Below are 22,304 nucleotides of genomic sequence, written 5' to 3'. Positions count from 1 at the left end.
GCGATGCTGTCGGGGTAGAGCTGGACGGCTCGCTCGTCAACCGGTTGGTGGTGAACGTGGGAAGCGTCCTGGTGTCGCCCTTCCCGTCTGGCATCCAGCCAGGCGGAGGGCAAGGCCCGTCGTCGGCTGACGATGCCAGGACGTGGCGGAGGCCCCGTAGTAGTCCGAGCGTGTTAATGGCGCGCACATGGCGAAGGGGGCCAGCAACTCAGCAGTCGAGGAACTGGAAGACCGGGAGGTCATCGGTGAATACCGACGAACTGGAGCACGCCACGTATGAGGCGGAGCGCCGGGTACTGGAGATCCAGGCCAAGCTGCACCGTTGGGCCCGTGATGATCCTCATCGCAGGTTCGATGACCTCTTCAACCTCTGTGCCGATCCCGCGTTCTTGCTGGTCGCGTGGGATCGGGTGCGGGTTAACAAGGGTGCCAAGACCGCCGGGGTGGATGGCCGCACAGCGGCGTCCATCGCGGAGCGGACGGGCGTTGAGGAGTTCCTCGACGCACTACGAGGCTCGATCAAGGATCGTAGTTTCCGTCCGCTGCCGGTGCGGGAGCGAATGATCCCCAAGACGGGCGGCAAGCTGCGCCGCCTGGGGATCGCGACAATCGCCGACCGGGTGGTGCAGGCGTCCTTGAAGCTGGTGCTGGAGCCGATTTTCGAGGCGGATTTCCTCCCGTGCTCCTACGGGTTCCGTCCGAACCGCCGGGCTCACGACGCGGTGGCCGAGGTCCGCCACTTCACGTCCCACGGATATGAGTGGATCGTGGAAGGTGACATCAAAGCCTGCTTCGACGAGATTTCGCATCCGGCCCTGCTGGACCGGGTGCGGCTTCGGATCGGGGACAAACGCGTTCTTGACCTGGTGAAGGCGTTCCTCAAGGCAGGCATCCTCGGTGAGGATCGCGTGCTGCGAGAAACCAGCGCCGGAACCCCGCAGGGTTCGATCTTGTCGCCGTTGCTCAGCAACGTGGCCCTGTCGGTCCTGGACGAGTACGTCGCCCAGGGGCCGGGAGGACCCGGAAGCAGCAAGCTGGGGCGGGAACAGCGTCGCCGTCAAGGTCTTCCCAACTACCGTATTTCCAGGTATGCGGACGACTGGTGCCTGATGGTCCACGGCACCGAGGGCGATGCCGAAGCCCTGCGCGAGGAGATCGCAGGGGTCTTGTCCACGATGAGCCTGCGCTTGTCCCCGGAGAAGACCCTGATCACCCACATCGATGAGGGACTGGACTTCCTCGGGTGGCACATCCAGCGCCACCGCAAACGAGGAACCAGCCGGTACTACGTCTACACCTACCCCTCACGCAAGGCCCTCGCGGCTGTGATGGGCAAGGCCAAGACGACGTGCCGGAAGATGGCCACAAACCAGCCGCTTGACACCCTGCTCATCCAGCTCATCCAGCTCAACCGGATGCTGCCGGGCTGGTGCGCCTACTTCCGACCCGGCGTGTCCAGCGCGACATTCCAATACCTGAGCTCGTACACATGGAGCCAGGTCATGAAATGGCTGCGCCGCAAACATCGCCGGATCACCTGGAAGGACCTCCGCCGCCGCTACTGCGGGGGAGGCTGGTGGCCGACTGGGGAGGAACGGACGCTGTTCGATCCCGGAAAGGTGCGCACAACGCGCTACCGCTACCGGGGCGCGGCTATCCCTTCCCCCTGGCCGACCATGGCATGAGGACGATCATCGACAGCAAAGCGGGACTTGTGGAGCGCCCGGTGCCATGAGAGTGGCACGCCGGGTGCGGGAAGCGGCCCGAAGAAACGGCTCAATCGAAAGATGAGACCGCGCTTCGGGCCGACTTCACCACCCCCAGCGCCCGACGGACACGGCGACCACCACCAGCACACAGGACGAGGCCCTGGCGGACGGACCGGCCCGCCTCACGCGGCGTTCGCTACAGGACCCGGAACTGACCGGGATGACCCGCCGGCAGCTCAACGAACTCATCGACGTGCTGACTCCAGCGATGGAGATTCAACGCGAGCAAGTGCTCCGCACCCGCAGAGGCCACGAACGCCTGGTGGCCCCCGGCACAGGCGCCAAACCCAAGCTCACCTCAGCCGACCAGGTCCTCGCCACAGTGCTCCACCTGCGAAAACTCGCGACCATGGACCTTCTGGGCCAGCTCTTCAACACCACCGCCATGACCATCAGCCGCGCAGCGAAAGACGTCCGCCCGATCCTGGAAGCCCACGGAGTTCACATCCCCGCCTCGACCGCCCGCTTCCGCACACCGACTGACATCGCGAGATACCTCGACCTCGACAAAAACAAGATCAAACCGACGTGTTGATTCCCGGCAAGCCCTTAGAGATCCCATACAGAAGTCGCTGGTGCTGTGACTGTTGACTTGGATGCTCGTTGGGTTGTTCGTGGGGAAGAGAGAGTCGCGTCTGTGGGTCGCCTCGGATGAACCGTGGTCGCTGATCGAGCCTTTTTTGCCTAATGCGGGGCCGAAACTGGTGACCGGTCGGCCGAGAATGCCTGACCGCCAAGCGCTGTGCGGGATCCTGTTTGTGCTGCATACCGGGGACCCAGTGAAGGTTCCTGCCGCAGGAGACGGGCTTCGGTTCGGGCATGACATGCTTGCGTCGGCTTACGGCCTGGAACGAGGCTGGCGTCTGGGACCGGCTCCACGTCGTGCTGTTGGCAAGGCTGCGAGCGGCGAAACGGCTGGACTGGTCGCGGGCGGTGATCGACTCCTCCCATGTGCGGGCCGCTCGGCGAGGCCCAAAAGCGGGTCCAGCCTGGTTGACCGCGCACGGCCGGGCAGCAAGCACCACATCCTCGTCGACGGGCAGGGCATCCCACTCGCGATTTCCCTGACCGGCGGAAACCGCAACGACGTCTCCCAGCTGATGCCCCTCCGGACGAAGACTCCCTCCGTCCCTGGACTTGTCGGACGACCACGTCAGCGGCCTGACGTCCTTCTCGGCGACCGCGGCTATGACCACGACGAGTACCGCCGCCTGGTCCGGGCTCAAGGCATCAAACCGGTCATCGCCCGCCGCGGAGTGCCGCACGGCTCCGGCCTCGGCGTTCACCGCTGGGGGGGCGAGCGCACCATCGCCCTGGCTCCACGGCTTCCCACACTTCCGCATCCGCATCCGCATCCGCTGGGAACGACGCGATGACATCCAGGAACCCTTCCTCGGTCTCGCCACCGGCCCATCACCCACCGACTCGTCCAACGCCCTTGTTAGGACCTCTTAATGATCTTCTGCTGCGCGCTCTGGAAGAACACCGCGGCGAACGCGTGGCGCTGTACGTCTCCGATCACGGAGTGAACGTCCGGCCCCGAACGACGAGCCACCTAGTGTCCAGCTCCCCGCCACCGTGACGGGCGGGGCTCTCCATATCCGGTTCGAGATGACCACGCTCTATCCCGCCGTGAGCACAGCCATCGGTCCCGACGTACTGCGCAACCCCGCGGGGACACGACGGGCCCGTCACCATCCGCTCCGCCGACCGCGGCGATCTCACCGCCCTGGCCATGCCCGTCAAGGTCGACCACTCATCCTCAGAACGACAACGAGGAACACTTCATGCTTACCGCACCCGCCAGTCCCGACCCGACCATGGAAGCCATCGGCCAGGCCGTTACCGAAGGCCGAACGGGCAACACTCTTTCCGCCCGACAGAAGCTTCTGCACCTGTGGTCGGTGATCGGCGTCACCGGCGACCCGCTGCACCGTTGCTCAGTCGCCCACTATCTGGCAGATCTCTACGAAGATCCTGCCCAGGCCCTCGCCTGGGACGTCCGAGCCCTGGACGCTGCCGGCGCCGTGACCGAGCAGCGCGTCCAAGAGCACCACGCCAGCCTCAGCATCGCCGGGTTCTACCCCTCCCTCCACCTCAACCTGGCCGACAACTACCGCCGACTCGGGTCCTTCGATGCGGCCACCGACCACATCAACGCGGCCAAGGAGCACGCCCCCAACCTCCGTCAGGACGCATATGGCGCCTTCCTGCGCACCGCCCTTGATGAGGTGGCAGAGGCCATCTCCGAGCGGGACACCACCAAACGGCCCTCCGCGCCCGGCCCCACTGCCTGACACACCGGAACGCGCCCCTCACCGTCGAGGGACGCCGTCGCCTGGTCGAGCGTTGCCGGACGAGACCGATTGCCCACGTCTCAGCCGAGATGGGCGCACCCCGGGCGTGCGCGTCGGAGTGGGTCACTCGATGCTGTCCGACAGCCTGCTCGCAGGGACAGACGGCGAGCACTTCACGCCGGCTCCTCAGATCGCCGACGACTGAGCGCCTTGCTCCACAAGGACGACCATCAGTATCTCGGCATGCGGGCGCACGGCATCTCCGCCAACGACACCCGCCTGGGGCGGTAACAACCAGGGTCGCGAGCTTCTGTCTTCTCGGGCTTCGCCGAGCCTCGTAACTACCATCGGATCCAGTTTCGCCCGGACAGCTGGAACCAGGTACCTATTCCAAGGTTGCGGTATTCGGTAGCAGATCTTTTCCTGCCGCTCTGGGACGCCGATCCTGCAAGGACAAACTTGTATGGGCCAGACCCTCCCCTGCGTCGGCGCGAGGCGGTGAGTTCAAGTGGCCGGTGTCCTCCGCCGCCTCCCACGCAGCCGTCCCTCGACCGAGTACGGCGGGGATCCATCATCAAGTCGCTGTCCAGAACAAGGACTTCAGCTAATATCTCAATGAGATGGGCTACCCTTGATCAAGTTCACGCCCCGCCCACAGACGCGGCGCCAGGGCGACTCTCCGTCCAGGGTGTTCGTCGGCCGTTCCCCCAACCGCACGCCGGAGCTCACCGAGGGAGACCACCCCATGCGCCGAATAACCACCTTTGACACAACACTGCGGGACGGCGAACAGGCGCCGGGAAACGCCATGTCTCCAAAGCAGAAGTTGAATATCGCGCTCCTCCTGGAGAAGCTCGGCGTCGACCGTATCGAAGTGGGTTTCCCGGCTTCCTCCCCCAGCGACTTCGAAGCCGCCCAACTAATCTCCCAGCACCTGACGACGGCGCAATTCGCCACCCTCTCCCGAGCGGTCCGCGAGGATGTCGAGACCGCCGTACGGGCGGGCGGCACGGAGCGGCACGAGATCCAGGTGCTCGTCTCGGGCAGCGACCTGCACCTGGAACACAAGCGCGGGATCAGCCGTCGCGAAGGCATCCGTGAGGTCGTCGATGCCGTGGCCTACGCACGCTCCCTCGGCGTGGAGTCCATCGCTCTCGCGATCGAGGACGCCAGTCGCGGCGAGCACGATCTCCTGCGGGCCTACACGGAGGGTGCCGTCGAGGCCGGCGCCACACGCCTCGTACCGGCGGACACCTGCGGGTACTCGACACCGGACCAGTACGCCGACGTCATCGCCGCCTTCCGGGAATGGGCGCCGCCGTCGGTGGGGGTCTCCACCCACTGTCACAACGACTTCGGGCTCTCCCTCGCCAACGCGGTGAGCGGTCTTCAGGCCGGTGCCGACGAGGCACAGGTCACCCTGGGCGGCATCGGGGAACGGGCGGGCAACACCCCCCTGGAGGAGCTGGCCGCTCTGCTCCTCTACAAGAAGGACCATTACGGGTTCTACACCACCATCACAACCGAGGACATGTACGCGGCCTACTCCGCGCTCCGTGACGTGATCCGGCTGCCTGAGCCGCGGACCAAGGCCGTCTTCGGCACCTACGCCTTCGGCACGGCAGCGGGTATCCACCAGCAGGGCGTGCTGCGCAACCCGGCGACGTACGAGTACGTGGAGCCGACCAGGTTCGGCCGTGAGCGCTCCCTGCTGATCGGGCGCCACTCCGGGCGCGCCGTGCTGCGTCACCTCCTGGGAGAGCTTGGGGTCGAGGTCGACGACGCGGAGCTGGCCGAGCTGTACCGGGTCCACATAGCCGAGCGGGTGAACGCTGACTGCGAGGGCCTGGACGTCCTCAAAGAGCGACTCGGCATGGCCTTTGCCGAGCGTGACGGCGCCGCGGCCCGGGCCTGAGTGGCGCCGGCCGAGGGACGCGTACGCATGGGCACCACACTGGCCAGGAAGATCTGGGATCTCCATCGGGTGGCATCCATGGGGGGCGACGACCTCCTCTACATCGACCTGCACCTGCTGCACGAGGTCAACACGCCTCAGGCGTTCGACGGGCTGCGCGCGGCGGGGCGCACGGTTCGCAGGCCCGACCTGACCGTCGGGACCGAGGATCACAACACCCCCACCATCTCCGTCGACCGTGCCGTCCGGGACCCCCGGGCGGTGGAGCAGTCGGCGCTCATGCGGGCGAACTGCCAAGAGTTCGGCATCCCGCTGCACCGCCTCGGGGATCCGGGGCAGGGCATCGTCCACGTCATCGGGCCGGAGCTGGGCCTGACCCGTCCGGGGATGACCATCGTCTGCTGCGATTCGCACACGACCACCCACGGCGCGTTCGGGGCCCTGGCCCTGGGCATCGGTACCAGTCAGGTCGAGCATGTACTGGCCACCCAGACACTCCCGCTGCGGTGGCCGGGCACCATGGCGGTCACCGTGAACGGCGCGCTTCCGTCCGGAGTGACCGCGAAGGATCTCGCCATGGCCCTGATCGCCCGCATCGGTACGGCGGGCGGCCGGGGCAGCATCATCGAGTACCGGGGTGAGGCGATCACCTCCCTCTCCATGGAGGGGCGGATGACGCTGTGCAACATGTCCGTCGAAGCGGGGGCCAGGGCCGGTCTCGTCGCACCCGACGAGACCACCTTCGCGTTTCTGCGCGACCGTCCCGGCATGCCTCAGGGCGCCGACTGGGAGGCCGAGACCGCCTTCTGGGAGTCGCTGCGCACGGACGAGGACGCGGTCTTCGACCATGAGGTCGTCCTGGACGCCGCCGAGCTGAGCCCTTATGTGTCCTGGGGGACGCACCCCGGGCAGAGCGTGCCCTTGCACGACACCGTTCCGGACCCCGCCGCCATCCAAAACGAGGAGGAGCGCGCGGCGGCCGAACGTGCTCTGGAGTACATGGACGTGAAGCCCGGCACCCGGATGCGTGACATCCGGGTCGACACGGTCTTCATCGGGTCCTGCACCAACGGGCGCATCGAGGATCTGCGGGTCGTGGCCGAGGTACTGAGGGGCCGCACGGTCTCCGAGGAGGTCAGCGTGATCATCGTCCCGGGCTCGGCTCAGGTGCGGAGACAGGCCCTCGCCGAGGGGCTGGACCTCGTCTTCGGGGAGGCCGGGGCCGACTTCCGGGCAGCGGCCGGCTGCTCCATGTGCGCCGCCCTGAACGAAGACCGGCTCGGCCCCGGCCAACGTGCCGCGTCGACCACCAACCGCAACTACGAAGGACGCCAGGGCAAGGGTGCCCGTACCCACCTCGTCGCCCCGGCGGTCGCCGCGGCCACCGCCGTCGCCGGCCGACTGGCCGTGCCCGCCGACCTGGAAGAAAGGGGCTGAGCGGCCATGGCCAGGTTCACCGTCCACCGGGGCGCCGCGGTACCGCTGCGCCGCAGCAACGTCGACACGGACCAAATCATCCCGGTCCGCTTCTGCACCCGGTCCACCCGACACGGCCACGCGGACGCGCTGTTCGCGGACTGGCGCGACGATCCGTCGTTCGTCCTCAACCGACAGGAGCACCAGGGGGCGTCGGTCCTCGTCACCGGAACCGACTTCGGCACCGGCTCCTCACGCGAGTACGCGGTCTGGGCACTCCAGGACTATGGCATACGGGCCGTCATCGCCCCCCGCTTCGGGGAGATCTTCCGGGGGAACGCGGCGCTCAACGGCCTGCTGACCGTAGTCGTCCCCACCGAGGTGGTGGAGTCGCTGTGGGCGGCTGCCACCGCCGACCCAGTGACCGAGGTCACGGTGGACCTCGAACGGCTGGAGGTGCGCTGGCTCGACCGGACCCAGTCCTTCACCTTCGACCCGGAGATACGGCGCCGGCTGATGACCGGGCTCGACCCCATCGCCGCCACCCTCTCCCACGCGGAGGAGATCGCGGCATACGAACGCGGGCGCCGGACCCATCTGCCTTTGACGTCATGACGGTTCGCACCGCCGGCAGGCGGTGTCGCGGTCCGGTACGCGAGACGATGACGAGGGCCCCTCCTTCACCCCTTGGCGAAGGAGGGGCCCTGGTGCGTCAGTCACCCTGTGACCAGTCACCCAGCAGCCACTGTCGTTCCTCTTCGGTCATGATCTCGATCGCGTCGATGCGCAGGTCCGGGTCGGCCACCACCTGCTGGAGAACCGTGGCCCACCGCCGCACGAGCGCGTCGATGGTCGCGGTCTCGAAGAGATCCGCCGAGTACTCGATCGTGCCGTCGATACCGGCCGGATCGCCGTCCTCCTCGAACCGCTCCCAGAGACTGAAGAAGAGGTCGAACCTCGACGTCCCCGTGTCCACCTTCTGGTAGGTGGCGGACAGCCCTTGCAGGGACAGCCGCCCCTGCGCGGTGTTCTGCAGCGCGAGCATGACCTGGAACAGGGGGTGGTGGGAGAGAGTCCGCTGCGGATTGAGCCGCTCCACCACGAGGTCGAAGGGGAGATCCTGGTGCGCGTAGGCGGCCAGATCGACCTGGCGCACCCGGTCCAGCAACTCCCGGAACGTCGGATCACCCGATGTGTCGGTGCGCAGCACCAACGTGTTGACGAAGAACCCGACCAGATCCTCCAGCGCCCGGTCCGTGCGGTTCGCGATCGGACTGCCCAGCGGGATGTCCGAACCGGCGCCCATACGGGTGAGCAGCGCGGCCAAGGACGCCTGCAACACCATGAACAGCGTGACGTCGGATTCCTGGGCCATCCGGATGACCCCCCGGTGCACGTCGGCGTCCAGACCGAACGACCGCCACGCGCCCCGATAGGAGCTGACTTCCGGGTACGGCCGGTCGACGGGGAGCGAGATGCGGTCCGGCAGCCCGGACAGGGTCTTCGTCCAGTACTCGACCTGCTGGGTGAGCACGCTGTCCGGTTCGCCCTGGTCGCCGAGCAGCCGCCGCTGCCACAGGGTGTAGTCGGCGTACTGCACCGGCAGCGGCTCCCAGTCGGGAGTGGCCCCCATGGACCGCGCCCCGTAGGCCCGCGCCAGGTCCCGGGTGAGCGGACCCATCGACCAGCCGTCACCGGCGATGTGGTGCAGCACCAGGAGCAGCACATGGGTGTTCCCGTCGATCGTGAACACCCGGGCGCGCAGCGGCGGCTCCTTGCGCAGATCGAACGGCCGGCGGGACTCCTCCCCGACCAAGTTCTCCACGGTGTCGGCGCTGGCGGGTACGACCGCGAAGTCGACGGCCGCCTCGGCCGGGCAGAGGATCTGCTGCACAGGTGCGCCGTCGACCTCGGGGAAGATGGTGCGCAGGCTCTCGTGTCGGGCCATCACATCGTCCAGGGCCCAGCGCAGCGCCTCGACGACCAGCTCTCCCTTCAGATGGAGCGCAATGGGAATGTGATAGGTGGACGACTTCTCGAAGCGCTGGAGGAACCACAGGCGCCGCTGGGCGAACGACAGGGGTAGCGACTCGGGCCGTCTCATGGGAACCACCGGTGGACGCAGAATCGTGTCCGCCGAGGCCTCCAGCCTGCGCGCCAGCCCTTCCACGGTCGGGGCCTCGAAGAGGGCCCGGATCGAGACCTCGGCGCCGAGCACGGCCCGGATCCGGCTGATCAGCTGCGTACCCAGCAGGGAGTGCCCGCCCAGGTCGAAGAAGTTGTCCTCCACACCGACCGAGGGCACATCCAGCACCTCGGCGAACAGGGCACAGAGCGTCTCCTCGTACGGCCCCCGCGGCGCACGGCCCTCGCCGCTGCCCTCCAGCACCGGGACGGGCAGCGCCTGCCGGTCCACCTTCCCGTTCGAGGTCAGCGGGAAGGCGTCCAGAAGGACGACGGCAGCCGGGACCATGTACTCCGGCAGCCGGTCCCCCACGAATCCGCGCAGCTCCCGGGGGTCTGCCTCGGCGCCGCCCTCGGGGACCACGTAGGCGACCAGCCGCACCTCACCCGGGGTGTCCTCCCGCGCCAGGACGACGGCGCCCCGGACGCCGGCGTGCCGAGCCAGCACCGCCTCGATCTCACCCGGCTCGATGCGGAAGCCACGGATCTTGACCTGGTCGTCCGCACGCCCCAGGTACTCCAGCTGGCCGTCCGCGCGCCAGCGCACCAAGTCACCGGTGCGGTACATCCGCGAACCCGCCGGACCGAAGGGATCGGCCACGAACCGCTCCGCCGTAAGACCGGGACGGTTCACATAACCACGCGCCAGACCGGGCCCGGCCAGATACAGCTCACCCACGACCCCGACGGGAACCGGCCGCACCGCCTCGTCCAACACATACGCCCGCTGCCCCTTGATCGGACCCCCGATCGGAGGCGTACCACCCGACTCCAGCCGCTCGCTCAGCGTGGCACAGATCGTCGCCTCGGTCGGCCCGTAGGCATTGAACATCGCCCGCCCCGCCGCCCAACGCCGCGACAGCTCCTCCCCCACCGCGGCGCCCCCGGTGACCACGGAGACGAGATCGGGCAGGTCGGTGTCCGGCAGGGTGGCCAGCAGGGCCGGGGGGAGCATCATATGGTTGACGTGGTGTTCGCGTAGGAGCGCGGCGAGTTCCTCACCCGCGACCACACCCGCCGGAGCCACCACCAACGCGGCGCCCCACGGCAACCCCATCAACAACTCCATCACCGACGCGTCAAAACTCGGAGACGCCACCATGAGCACCCGCTGCCCCGGCACCACCCCGAACCGATCCGCCATCACCGACGCGAAACTCATCAACTGCGCCGACGGCACCACCACACCCTTCGGCATCCCCGTCGAACCCGACGTATAAATCACATACGCCGGATGCTCCGGCCGCACCACCCCACCCCGCACCTCACCAAACCCCATACCCGCGAGACCCGCCACGGTCTCCGGATCATCCAGCACCACCACCGGCAGACCAACGGGCACCACCCCCCGCGTCCCCGACAGCACAACACCCACCACCGGCCGCGTATCAGCCACCATGAACGCCACCCGGTCCAACGGCAACGACGGATCAACCGGCAGATACGCACCACCCGCCTTACTCACCGCCAACACCGCCACGACCATCTCCACCGACCGCGGCAACACCAAAGCCACCAACGACTCAGGCCCCACACCCCGCCCCACCAACAACCCCGCCAACCGGCTCGCCGCCGCGTCCAACTCCCCATATGACAACCGCTGATCACCACAGACCACAGCAAGCGCGCCCGGATCAACCGCCACCCGCCGCTCCACCATCCCCGCCAACGACACCCACGGCACCGCCGCACCACCATCACCGACCCCGTCGAGCAGCGCACGCCGCTCATCCCGGGACAGCACATCAACCGACCCGATCCGACGGTCCGGAGCCACCACGAACTCCCCCAGCAACCGCTCCCAACGCGCCACCAAAGACTCCACCGACCCCCGGTCGAACAGATCCGTGGCGAACTCAACGACCACGTCCAGGCCGGCCGGGGAGCCGTCCGCGTCGCGGGTCTCCGACAGACTCAGCGCCATGTCGGCCCGAGCGCTGCCGGTGCCGACCGGCTGCGGATCGACCTGGAGACCGGGGAGACCGGGCTGGTCCTGCGGGGTGTTCTGGAGGACCAGAGAGACCTGGAACAGCGGGTGATGGGACAGGGACCGCTGCGGATTGAGCACCTCCACTAGTTGCTCGAACGGCAGATCCTGATGCCCGTACGCCGCCAGATCCACCTCCCGCACCCGGCCCAGCAACTCACGGAACGAGGGATCACCGGAGGTATCCGTCCGCAGCACCAGCGTGTTCACGAAGAACCCGACCAACTCATCCAGCGCCTGATCCGTACGCCCCGCCACAGGCGTACCCAACGCGATGTCCGTCCCCGCACCCAGACGCGTGAACAACGCCGCCAACGACGCCTGCAACACCATGAACACACTGACACCACACTCACGCGCCAGCGCCACCACACCCCGTGCACACCCGCACCGAGGACGAACGGACTCACCTCACCCCGCGACGACGCCACCGCCGGACGCGGCCGGTCGAACGGCAGACTCACCTGCTCCGGCAACCCCGCCAACGCATCCCGCCAGAAAGCCACCTGCGCACTGAACAAACTCCCCGGATCACTCTGCGACCCCAGCAACTCCCGCTGCCACAACGCGTAATCCGCGTACTGCACCGGCAACGGCTCCCACACCGGAACCTCACCCCGGCACCGCGCACCGTACGCCTGCGCCAGATCCCGCGTCAGCGGCCCCAACGACCAGCCGTCACCAGCGATGTGATGCAGCAACAACAACAGCACATGCTCCCGCGGACCCACCACGAACACCTCCGCCCGCAGCGGAAGCTCACGCTCCAGGTCGAACCCCCGCCGAGCCGAAGCCGCCAACGCCGCGGTCAACTCCTTCTGTGTCACATCCTGCACAGCACAGGCGACTTGCACACCGGTCAGCACCAACTGGGCCGGAATACCGTCTACTTCCGGGAACAACGTCCGCAGACTCTCATGCCGGCCCACCACATCACCCAGCGCCGCCCGCATCGCCTCCCGGTCCAGCTCCCCCGACAACCGCAGGGCCAGAGGCAGGTGGTACGCCGTCGAGGTCTCCTCCAGCTTCTGGAGGAACCACAGCCGACGCTGCGCGTACGACAGCGGTACGACCTCGGGCCGCCGTACGGCCCGCAGCGGCGGACGCACCTCGCCCCCGTCGTCCAGCGCCCCCACGAGCCCCGCCACCGTCGGCCGCTCGAAGAGCGTACGGATCGGCAGCTCCGCGCCCAGCACCCTGCGCACCCGGCTGATCAGCCGCGTCGCCAGCAGGGAGTGCCCGCCCAGGTCGAAGAAGTTGTCCTCCACACCGACCGAGGGCACACCGAGCACCTCGGCGAACAACTCGCACAGGATCTCCTCGCGCGGGCTGCGCGCCCGGCGGCGGTCGGCGCTCTCGAGCCGGGGCCTGGGCAACGCCCGCCGGTCCACCTTGCGGTTCGTCGTCAGTGGCAACTCGTCCAGAACCATGATCGCGGACGGCACCATGTAGTCGGGCAGGCGGGCGGCCAGCCACTGTCGTGTGGTCGGCTCCTCGATGGCGGCTCCGGCCGAGGACGCGACGTAGGCGACCAGCCGGGCCGGACCGTTGTCCTCGTCGACCACGACCACCGACTGGCCCACGCCCGGGCAGCCGGCCAGTACGGCCTCGATCTCGCCTAGTTCGATCCGGAAGCCCCGGATCTTCACCTGGTGGTCAATACGGCCGAGGTAGTCCAGCTCGCCGTCGGCGCGCCAGCGCACCAGGTCACCGGTGCGGTACATCCGCGAACCCGCCGGACCGTACGGGTCGGCCACGAACCGCTCCGCCGTCAGGCCGGGCCGGTGCACATAACCGCGGGTCATCCCGGCGCCAGTGACGTACAGCTCTCCGGGCACGCCAGCCGGGACCGGCCGCAGCCACGCGTCCAGGACGTAGACCCGCTGACCGGGAATGGGTACGCCGATCGACACCGGCGCCCGCCAGGTGTCGGCGGTGCCTCGCAGAAGGTGCGCGGAAACCGTCCAGGTCTCGGCCGGTCCGTAGAGGTTGTGCAGCTCCACGCCCGGCCGCTCGCCGAAGAACCTGCGGATGTGGTGGCTCAGCGTCAGCGCCTCGCCGGCCTGCGAGATGAGGCGCAGCGATCCCAGCGCGAGTCCCTGCTCGTTGGCCGCCTCGCACACCGCCTCCACGACGAGGTTGGGTGCGTACAGCTCGGCGATGCCGTTCTCGTCCAGCCAACGGGCCAGGAGTTCACCGCTGCGGCGCACCTCCTCGGACGGCAGCCACAGTTCCTTGCCCGCGAGGAGGGAGGAGTAGATCTCCTGGACGGACACGTCGAAGGTCAGCGCGGTGAATTGCGTCACCCGCCGGCCGGCACCGCCGCCGACCACCCGGGCGTGCCATTCCAGCATGCTGGCGACGGCGCCCGCGCGCATGAGGACACCCTTGGGGGTGCCGGTCGTCCCCGATGTGTAGATCACGAACAGGCCGTGGTCCGGGTGGAGCGCCGAGCCGCGTTCGGCATCGGACAGGTCCGTGTCGGGCGAGGCGGCCAGTTCGCTGAGCGTCGCCGAGTCGTCCAGCACCAGCAGCGGCGCCCAGGCGGGCAGCGTTCCCGCCCGTTCCGTCGTCGTCACGGCGAGCACGGGGCGGGCGTCGTAGAGCATGAAGGAGACGCGTTCGGCGGGGTGTTCGGCGCCGAGTGGCAGATAGGCCGCGCCGCACTTGAGCAGGGCAAGCAGCGTCACGATCGCGTCGGCGGAACGGGGCAGGGCCATCGCCACGACGGTGTCGGGGCGCACGCCCCGGCCGGCCATCACCCGGGCGAGCCGGTTCGCGCGGGAGTTGAGCGCGCGGTACGTGAGCGACTGGGTGCCGTCGGCCACCGCGACCGCGTCCGGGTGGCGGGCGGTCTGCGCCTCGACGCTCTCGGCCATGGGGACCCACGGCGCCACGGGGCCGCCGTCGTTGGTCTCCTCCAGGAGCGCGCGGCGCTCGTCGGCGGTCAGGATCTCCAGTGCACCGATGGTGCGGCCGGGGTCGGCCAACGCCTGTTCCAGCAGACGCAGCCACCGTGCGGCCAGCACCTCCACGGACGACCTGTCGAACAGGTCGATGGCGTACTCCAACACACCGTCCAGGCCGGCCGGAGCGCCGTCGGCGTCGTGGCGTTCCGCCAGGCTCACGGACAGGTCGAACCGGGAGACGCCCTCGATGTGCTGCCGGGAGCTGAGGCTCAGGCCGGGCAGGTCGAACCGGGCCCGTGGGGTGTTCTGGAGGACCAGCAGCATCTGGAACAGCGGGTGGTGGGCCACGGTGCGCTGCGGGTTGAGGATCCCGACCAGGTGCTCGAAGGGCAGGTCCTGGTGCGCGTACGCGGCGAGGTCGGTGTCCCGGACGCGGGCGAGCAGGTCGCGGAAGGCCGGGTCGCCGGAGGTGTCGGTGCGCAGCACGAGGGTGTTGACGAAGAAGCCGACCAGGTCGTCCAGGGCCTGGTCGGTGCGGCCGGCCACCGGGGTGCCGAGGGGGATGTCCGTGCCTGAGCCGAGGCGGGTGAGCAGGGCCGCCAGGGAGGCCTGGAGGACCATGAAAACGCTGACGCCGCTGGTACGGGCGAGTTCCGTGAGCTTGCGGTGGACGTCGGCGGACAGGGAGAGGGGCAGGACGTCGCCCCGATACGAGTTGACGGGCGGGCGTGGCCGGTCGGTCGGCAGGGCGAGCTGTTCGGGCAGGTCCACCAGGGCGCCCTTCCAGTACTCGACCTGCTGGGTGAGCACGCTGTCCGGGTCGTCCTGGTCGCCGAGCAGGCGCTGCTGCCACAGGGTGTAGTCGGCGTACTGGACGGGCAGCGGCTCCCAGTCGGGAGCCGCCCCCTGGCACCGGGCCGCGTACGCCCGCGCCAGGTCCCGGGTGAGCGGGCCCATGGACCAGCCGTCGCTCGCGATGTGGTGCAGGACGAGCAGGAGGGCGTGGTCGTCCGGGGCCAGCTCGAAGACGTGAGCCCGTATCGGGATGTCCCGCTCCAGGTCGAATCCACGGCCAGCCGCCTCGGCGAGCAGCGCGTCGAGGCGGCCGGGGTCGGCCGCGCGCACCGTGTAGGCGAGGTGGGCCTCGGCGGGATCGAGGATGTGCTGACGTGGTGTGCCGTCGTCCTCGGGGAAGACGGTGCGCAGGCTCTCGTGCCGGGCCACCGCATCGCCCAGGGCCGCCCGCAGGGCCTCCCGGTCGAGGCGGCCGGTGAGCCGTAGGACAAAGGAGACGTTGTACGTGGAGGTGGCGCCTTCGAGGCGGTGCAGGAACCACAGGCGGCGCTGGGCGAACGACAGGGGCACCGGGTCGGAGCGCTCGACGGCGCTCAGGGAGAGCCGGACGGGGCCTGCGGGTTCGGCGTCGTCCTGGCTCCCCGTGAGCAGGGCGGCCAGCCCTTCCACGGTCGGGGCCTCGAAGAGGGCCCGGATCGAGACCTCGGCGCCGAGCACGGCCCGGATCCGGCTGATCAGCTGCGTACCCAGCAGGGAGTGCCCGCCCAGGTCGAAGAAGTTGTCCTCCACACCGACCGAGGGCACATCCAGCACCTCGGCGAACAGGGCACAGAGCGTCTCCTCGTACGGCCCCCGCGGCGCACGGCCCTCGCCGCTGCCCTCCAGCACCGGGACGGGCAGCGCGGCCCGGTCGAGCTTTCCGTTGGAGTTGAACGGGAAGGCGTCCAGGAGGACGACGGCAGCCGGGACCATGTACTCCGGCAGCCGGTCCCCCACGAATCCGCGCAGCTCCCGGGGGTCTGCCTCGGCGCCGCCCTCGGGGACCACGTAGGCGACGAGCATCGCCTCGCCCGCTCTGTCCTCCCGCGCCAGGACGACCGCGTCCCGTACACCGGGGTGCTCCGCCAGTACGGCGTCGATCTCGCCGAGTTCGATCCTGAAGCCGCGGACCTTCACCTGGTGGTCGATGCGGCCGACGTAGTCCAGCTGGCCGTCCGCGCGCCAGCGCACCAAGTCACCGGTGCGGTACATCCGCGAACCCGCCGGACCGAAGGGATCGGCCACGAACCGCTCCGCCGTAAGACCGGGACGGTTCACATAACCACGCGCCAGACCGGGCCCGGCCAGATACAGCTCACCCACGACCCCGACGGGAACCGGCCGCACCGCCTCGTCCAGCACATACGCCCGCTGCCCCTTGATCGGACCCCCGATCGGAGGCGTACCACCCGACTCCAGCCGCTCGCTCAGCGTGGCACAGATCGTCGCCTCGGTCGGCCCGTAGGCATTGAACATCGCCCGCCCCGCCGCCCAACGCCGCGACAGCTCCTCCCCCACCGCGGCGCCCCCGGTGACCACGGAGACGAGATCGGGCAGGTCGTCGTCGGGGACGGTGGCCATGAGGGCGGTCGGCAGCAGTGCGTGACTGACGTGGTGTTCGCGTAGGAGCGCGGCGAGTTCCTCACCCGCGACCACACCCGCCGGAGCCACCACCAACGCGGCGCCCCACGGCAACCCCATCAACAACTCCATCACCGACGCGTCAAAACTCGGAGACGCCACCATGAGCACCCGCTGCCCCGGCACCACCCCGAACCGATCCGCCATCACCGACGCGAAACTCATCAACTGCGCCGACGGCACCACCACACCCTTCGGCATCCCCGTCGAACCCGACGTATAAATCACATACGCCGGATGCTCCGGCCGCACCACCCCACCCCGCACCTCACCAAACCCCATACCCGCGAGACCCGCCACGGTCTCCGGATCATCCAGCACCACCACCGGCAGACCAACGGGCACCACCCCCCGCGTCCCCGACAGCACAACACCCACCACCGGCCGCGTATCAGCCACCATGAACGCCACCCGGTCCAACGGCAACGACGGATCAACCGGCAGATACGCACCACCCGCCTTACTCACCGCCAACACCGCCACGACCATCTCCACCGACCGCGGCAACACCAAAGCCACCAACGACTCAGGCCCCACACCCCGCCCCACCAACAACCCCGCCAACCGGCTCGCCGCCGCGTCCAACTCCCCATATGACAACCGCTGATCACCACAGACCACAGCAAGCGCGCCCGGATCAACCGCCACCCGCCGCTCCACCATCCCCGCCAACGACACCCACGGCACCGCCGCACCACCATCACCGACCCCGTCGAGCAGCGCACGCCGCTCATCCCGGGACAGCACATCAACCGACCCGATCCGACGGTCCGGAGCCACCACGAACTCCCCCAGCAACCGCTCCCAACGCGCCACCAAAGACTCCACCGACCCCCGGTCGAACAGATCCGTGGCGAACTCAACGACCACGTCCAGGCCGGCCGGGGAGCCGTCCGCGTCGCGGGTCTCCGACAGACTCAGCGCCATGTCGAAGCGGGAGCCACCGCTGCCCATCGGGCGGTACCGGGTCCGCAGGCCGTCGAACGCCGCCAGTTCGCCCGTGGCGCTCTGGAGCACCAGCATGATCTGGAAGAGGGGGTGGTACGCGAGGGACCGCAGCGGGTTGAGGACCTCGACCACGTTCTCCAGCGGCACGTCCTGGTGGGCGTACGCGGCCAGATCGGCTTCCCGCACCCGCTCCAGCAGGTCACGGAACGTCGGGTCGCCGGAGGTGTCGGTGCGGAGCACGAGGGTGTTGACGAAGTAGCCGACGAGGTCGTCGAAGGCCTGGTCGGTGCGCCCCGCGACCGGGGTGCCCAGCGCGATGTCCGTGCCGGCGCCCAGCCGTGTGAACAGCGCCGCCAGCGATGCCTGCAACACCATGAACACGCTGACCCCGCACCGGCGGGCCAGGTCGGCGACACCCTGGTGGACGGCGGCGCCGAAGCAGGTCTCCAGGCCGTCCCCCCGGTAGGAGCTCACCTCGGGGCGGGGGCGGTCGGTGGGGAGGGAGTGCTGCTCGGGCAGTCCGGCCAGCGCCTCCTTCCAGAAGGCGAGCTGGGTGCTGAGCAGGCTGTCCGGGTCGTCCTGTGCGCCCAGCAACTCCCGCTGCCACAACGTGTAGTCCGCGTACTGCACCGGCAACGGCTCCCACACCGGCGCCTCACCGCGGCACCGCGCACCGTACGCCTGCGCCAGATCCCGGGTGAGCGGGGCCAGCGACCATCCGTCGCCGGCGACGTGATGCAGCACCAGCGACAGCACATGCTCCCGCGGACCCACCGAGAACACCTCCACCCGCAGCGCAAGCTCACGCTCCAGGTCGAAGCCGTGCCGGGCGGAGGCCGCCAGTGCGGAGTCCACTTCCTCCGGCGTCACGTCCGTGAGCGAGAAGGCGAACCGGTCCCCGGCCTCGGCGGGGCCGAGGATCAGCTGACATGGCACCCCGTCGATCTCGGGGAACACCGTGCGCAGGCTCTCGTGCCGGGCCATCACGTCACCGAGGGCCGTCCGCAGCGCCTCGACGTCGAGCGCCCCGGAGAGCCGGACGGCGGTGACCATGTTGTAGGTGGCGCTGATGCCCTCCAGGCGGCGCAGGAACCACAGGCGGCGCTGGGCGAACGACAGCGGCAGCACCCCGGGACGTGTCCCGCGCGTCACGGGCGGACGGACCTGCGTCTCGGTGTCCAGCCGCCGGGCCAGCCCTTCCACGGTCGGGGCCTCGAACAGCGCCCGGATCGAGACCTCCGCGCCCAGCACGGCCCGGATCCGGCTGATCAACCGCGTACCCAGCAGGGAGTGCCCGCCCAGGTCGAAGAAGTTGTCCTCCACACCGACCGAGGGCACGCCGAGCACTTCGGCGAACAGCTCGCACAGGATGTCCTCGCGCGGGCTGCGCGCCCGGCGGCGGCCGTCCGTGGTGAAACGCGGCTCGGGCAGCGCCCGCCGGTCCACCTTCCCGTTCGAGGTCAGCGGGAAAGCGTCGAGGAGGACGACGGCCGCCGGGACCATGTACTCCGGCAGCCGCTCCCCGACGAACCCGCGCAGCTCCCGGGGGTTGGCCTCGACGTCCTCCCCGGGGATCACATAGGCGACCAGCCGTACCTCACCCGGCGTGTCCTCCCGCGCCAGGACGACGGCGCCCCGGACGCCGGCGTGCCGAGCGAGCACCGCCTCGATCTCACCCAGTTCGATGCGGAAGCCACGGATCTTGACCTGGTCGTCCGCACGCCCCAAGTACTCCAGCCCGCCGTCCGCCCGCCGGCGCACGACGTCACCGGTGCGGTACATCCGCGAACCCGCCGGCCCGTACGGGTCGGCCACGAACCGCTCCGCCGTCAGGCCCCGCTGGTCGGCGTAGCCGCGCGCCACACCGTCGCCGGACACGTACAGCTCGCCCGTCCCGCCCACCGGCACCGGACGCAGCGCGCCGTCCAGTACGTACAGGGAGAGGTCGGGCAGCGCGAAGCCGATGGGGCTCCGGGAGGGCTCCGGGCCGGTGGCGTCCGCGACGACGAGCGGCAGCCGGGTGACATGCACGGTCGTCTCGGTGATGCCGTACATGTTCACGAGCGTGGGCACGGTGTCGCCACGCCGGGCGAACCACCCGGCGAGCCGGGCGGGTTCCAGCGCCTCGCCGCCGAACACGACCCAGCGCAGCGCGAGCCGGCGCTCCGCCTCGGGGTCCCGGCCGCCGGCCTCGACGAGCTGGTAGAAGGCCGACGGGGTCTGGTTGAGCACCGTGACCCGCTGGTCGGCGAGGAGCCGCAGGAAGTCGTCGGGCGACCGGCTCACGTCGAAGGGCACGACGACCACACATCCGCCGTGCAGGAGCGCGCCCCACATCTCCCAGACAGAGAAGTCGAAAGCGTAGGAGTGGAACAGCGTCCAGACGTCGTCGGGGCCGAAGGCGAACTGCCGCGCGGTGCCGGTGAAGAGCCGCCGCACGTTGTGGTGGGAGACCACGACGCCCTTGGGTGTTCCGGTGGACCCCGAGGTGTAGATGACGTACGCCGGGTGCTCCGGCCGCAGCACCCCGCGCCGCTCCTCGTCGCGGATGTCGGCGGGGCCGAAGGCCGCCGCCCGCTGCGCGGTGCCGGGATCGTCCAGGACGAGCACCGGCAGCGAGGCGGGAAGGGTCTCCCGCGTGGCGGACAGGGCGAGCCCCACGACGGGCCGGGTGCCGGCGGCCATGAAGGCGATCCGGTCCGCGGGCAGGGACGGGTCGATGGGCAGGTACGCGCCGCCGGCCTTGCTCACGGCGAGCGCCGCGACGACGGTCTCCACAGACCGGGGCAGCGCCAGCGCCACCACCGTTTCCGGGCCCACGCCCGCCTCGATCAGGAGCCGGGCCAGCCGGTTGGTCCGGGCGTCGAGTTCGGCGTACGTCAGCGTGGTGCCGCCGCAGACCACGGCCGTTGCCGAGGGGTCTCGGGGCGCGGCGGCGTAGGTCTGCGGGAGGGTGCGCGGGGTGGCCGCGCGGGGCCCGGGGGCCGCCGAGGGCAGCACCCGGCCGAGCTCGTTGGCGGACATCACGTCCAGGCGGCCCGTCGGCCGGTCGGGGTGGTCCGCGAGGGTGCGCAGGGTGGTGATGAGCCGGGAGCCGTGCGCGTGGAGGTCGTCGGCGGTGTACAGCCGCGGGTTGCCGTTGACGTCGATCCGCAGGCCCTCGGCGTCGGGGCGGTCGTAGGCGACGATCGACAGGTCCTCGAGCAGCGGGGCCGCGGGATTGTGCATCGTGCTGGCGCACTCGCCGAACCGCAGCGTCTCGAAGCGCATGACGTTCAGGACGGGGCCGAAGAATCGCCTCGGGGCGCCCGGCAGCTGAAGGTCACGCCGGATGTCCTCGCCGCGGCGCCGCTGATGGCGCAGCGCCGACCTCAGCTCGCCGGAGACCTGGGCGACGAGTTCGGCGGCGGTCATGGCCGGGTGCACGGTGACGCGCAGGGGCACGACGTTGGCAGTCATGGCGGGGGTGCGCCGGGCCTCCGGGTCGAGACGCGTGGCGACCGGCAGGCCGAGGACGACGTCCCGGCTGCCCGTGAGGCGGCTCAGGTAGAGGGCGGTGGAGGCGATCAGCAGGCGTGACGGGCGGGTGCCGAACGCACCGGCGGCCTCCGTCAGCGACCGGGTGGCGTCCGCGGTCATCTCGTGGCGGTAGCGGACGAAGCGGTTCTGCGGCTCGGCGGACGCGCGGGTGAGGCTGATCTGCTCGGGCCGGTCGGCGAAGCGCTCGCTCCAGAACTCCTGGTCCGCCTGGTGCTGCGGGGAGGCGAGGTAGGACCGCTCCTCGGCGAGGAGCGCGGCCATGGAACCGAACGGATTGTCCGGGGAGACCTCGGCGCCTGCCCGCAGGGCGCTGTAGAGGTCGGCCACCCGGCGGTTGATCAGGGCGGACCCGTAGGCGTCCAGCACGATGTGGTGGTAGCTCTGGTACCAGAAGAACCGGTCGGGCGCTGCACGGAAGAGCACCTGGCGGAAGGGACGCCCGTCGCGCAGGTCCGGTGCGGCCGCCAGGTCGTCGCGCACCCAGGCGTCGACGGTCCGCAGGGGGTCGGGCCCGTCGCTCACGTCGACGACGGGCAGGGTCCAGTCGGTGGGCGGAACGGATATCTGACGCGGTCCGTCGGGGCCGTCCACGAAACGCGCGTGCAGTGTCTCGCTCTCGGCGACCACGCGGGCCACGACCGCCTGGAACAGGGGGACGTCGATCGGGCCGTGCAACTCGAGGTAGTTGCCCCACAGGTAGGCGGGGCTCGATGGATCGAGGGACTGCCCCATCCAGATACCAGTCTGCGCTGCGAGCAGCGAGTGCGAGGTGCTCTGCGATTCGGACATCCTGGTTCTCGTTCCCCTAGACGATCGGCCCCTCCGCGTCGCCGCGCGAGGGCATGCGTACGAAGCGGCGCCAGC

The 22,304-nt window shown here is 69.6% G+C and carries 6 protein-coding genes and 4 pseudogenes; 8 read left to right on the top strand and 2 right to left on the bottom strand.

Annotated elements, in window-relative coordinates; translation table 11 throughout:
• The first annotated feature begins 245 nt into the window (after positions 1–245).
• The 8 genes and pseudogenes from ltrA to leuD all read left to right on the top strand — a co-directional run bounded on the left by ltrA (position 246) and on the right by leuD (position 8,012).
• A complete protein-coding gene (gene ltrA, locus HUV60_RS28110; protein WP_257849975.1) occupies positions 246–1,685 on the top strand; it encodes a group II intron reverse transcriptase/maturase in 1,440 nt (479 codons plus the stop codon).
• 130 nt (positions 1,686–1,815) lie between these two features.
• Positions 1,816–2,304, top strand: a pseudogene (locus HUV60_RS28105) (transposase family protein); the annotation flags it as partial.
• 61 nt (positions 2,305–2,365) lie between these two features.
• Positions 2,366–3,224, top strand: a pseudogene (locus HUV60_RS28100) (IS5 family transposase).
• A gap of 332 nt (positions 3,225–3,556) precedes the next feature.
• Complete coding sequence (locus HUV60_RS28090) at positions 3,557–4,066, top strand: hypothetical protein (protein ID WP_257849972.1); 510 nt, start codon at positions 3,557–3,559, stop codon at positions 4,064–4,066.
• Positions 4,063–4,197 (top strand): annotated as a pseudogene (locus HUV60_RS28085) (IS481 family transposase); the annotation flags it as partial. The gene HUV60_RS28090 and the pseudogene HUV60_RS28085, both read left to right, overlap by 4 nt.
• A 614-nt stretch (positions 4,198–4,811) precedes the next feature.
• The gene (locus tag HUV60_RS28080) at positions 4,812–5,981 is read left to right on the top strand and encodes a LeuA family protein (protein ID WP_257850295.1); all 1,170 of its coding nucleotides are present in this window, start codon (positions 4,812–4,814) and stop codon (positions 5,979–5,981) included.
• A gap of 27 nt (positions 5,982–6,008) precedes the next feature.
• Positions 6,009–7,418 (top strand): 3-isopropylmalate dehydratase large subunit, encoded by a 1,410-nt coding sequence (leuC, locus tag HUV60_RS28075; protein WP_257849971.1) that lies wholly within the window; start codon positions 6,009–6,011, stop codon positions 7,416–7,418.
• A gap of 6 nt (positions 7,419–7,424) precedes the next feature.
• Positions 7,425–8,012 (top strand): 3-isopropylmalate dehydratase small subunit, encoded by a 588-nt coding sequence (leuD, locus tag HUV60_RS28070; RefSeq protein WP_257849970.1) that lies wholly within the window; start codon positions 7,425–7,427, stop codon positions 8,010–8,012.
• A 97-nt stretch (positions 8,013–8,109) separates the two neighbouring features.
• Here leuD and HUV60_RS28065 read toward each other — a convergent pair.
• Positions 8,110–11,880: pseudogene (locus tag HUV60_RS28065) on the bottom strand (amino acid adenylation domain-containing protein); the annotation flags it as partial.
• A complete protein-coding gene (locus HUV60_RS28060) occupies positions 11,775–22,229 on the bottom strand; it encodes a non-ribosomal peptide synthetase (protein ID WP_269441245.1) in 10,455 nt (3,484 codons plus the stop codon). The pseudogene HUV60_RS28065 and the gene HUV60_RS28060, both read right to left, overlap by 106 nt.
• Positions 22,230–22,304 lie beyond the last annotated feature (75 nt).

Source organism: Streptomyces sp. KMM 9044, from assembly GCF_024701375.2.
In the GTDB taxonomy this organism is placed as follows: domain Bacteria; phylum Actinomycetota; class Actinomycetes; order Streptomycetales; family Streptomycetaceae; genus Streptomyces.
The sequence above is the reverse complement of the archived record's forward strand: the minus strand, read 5'-3'. Positions and strand labels throughout refer to the sequence as shown.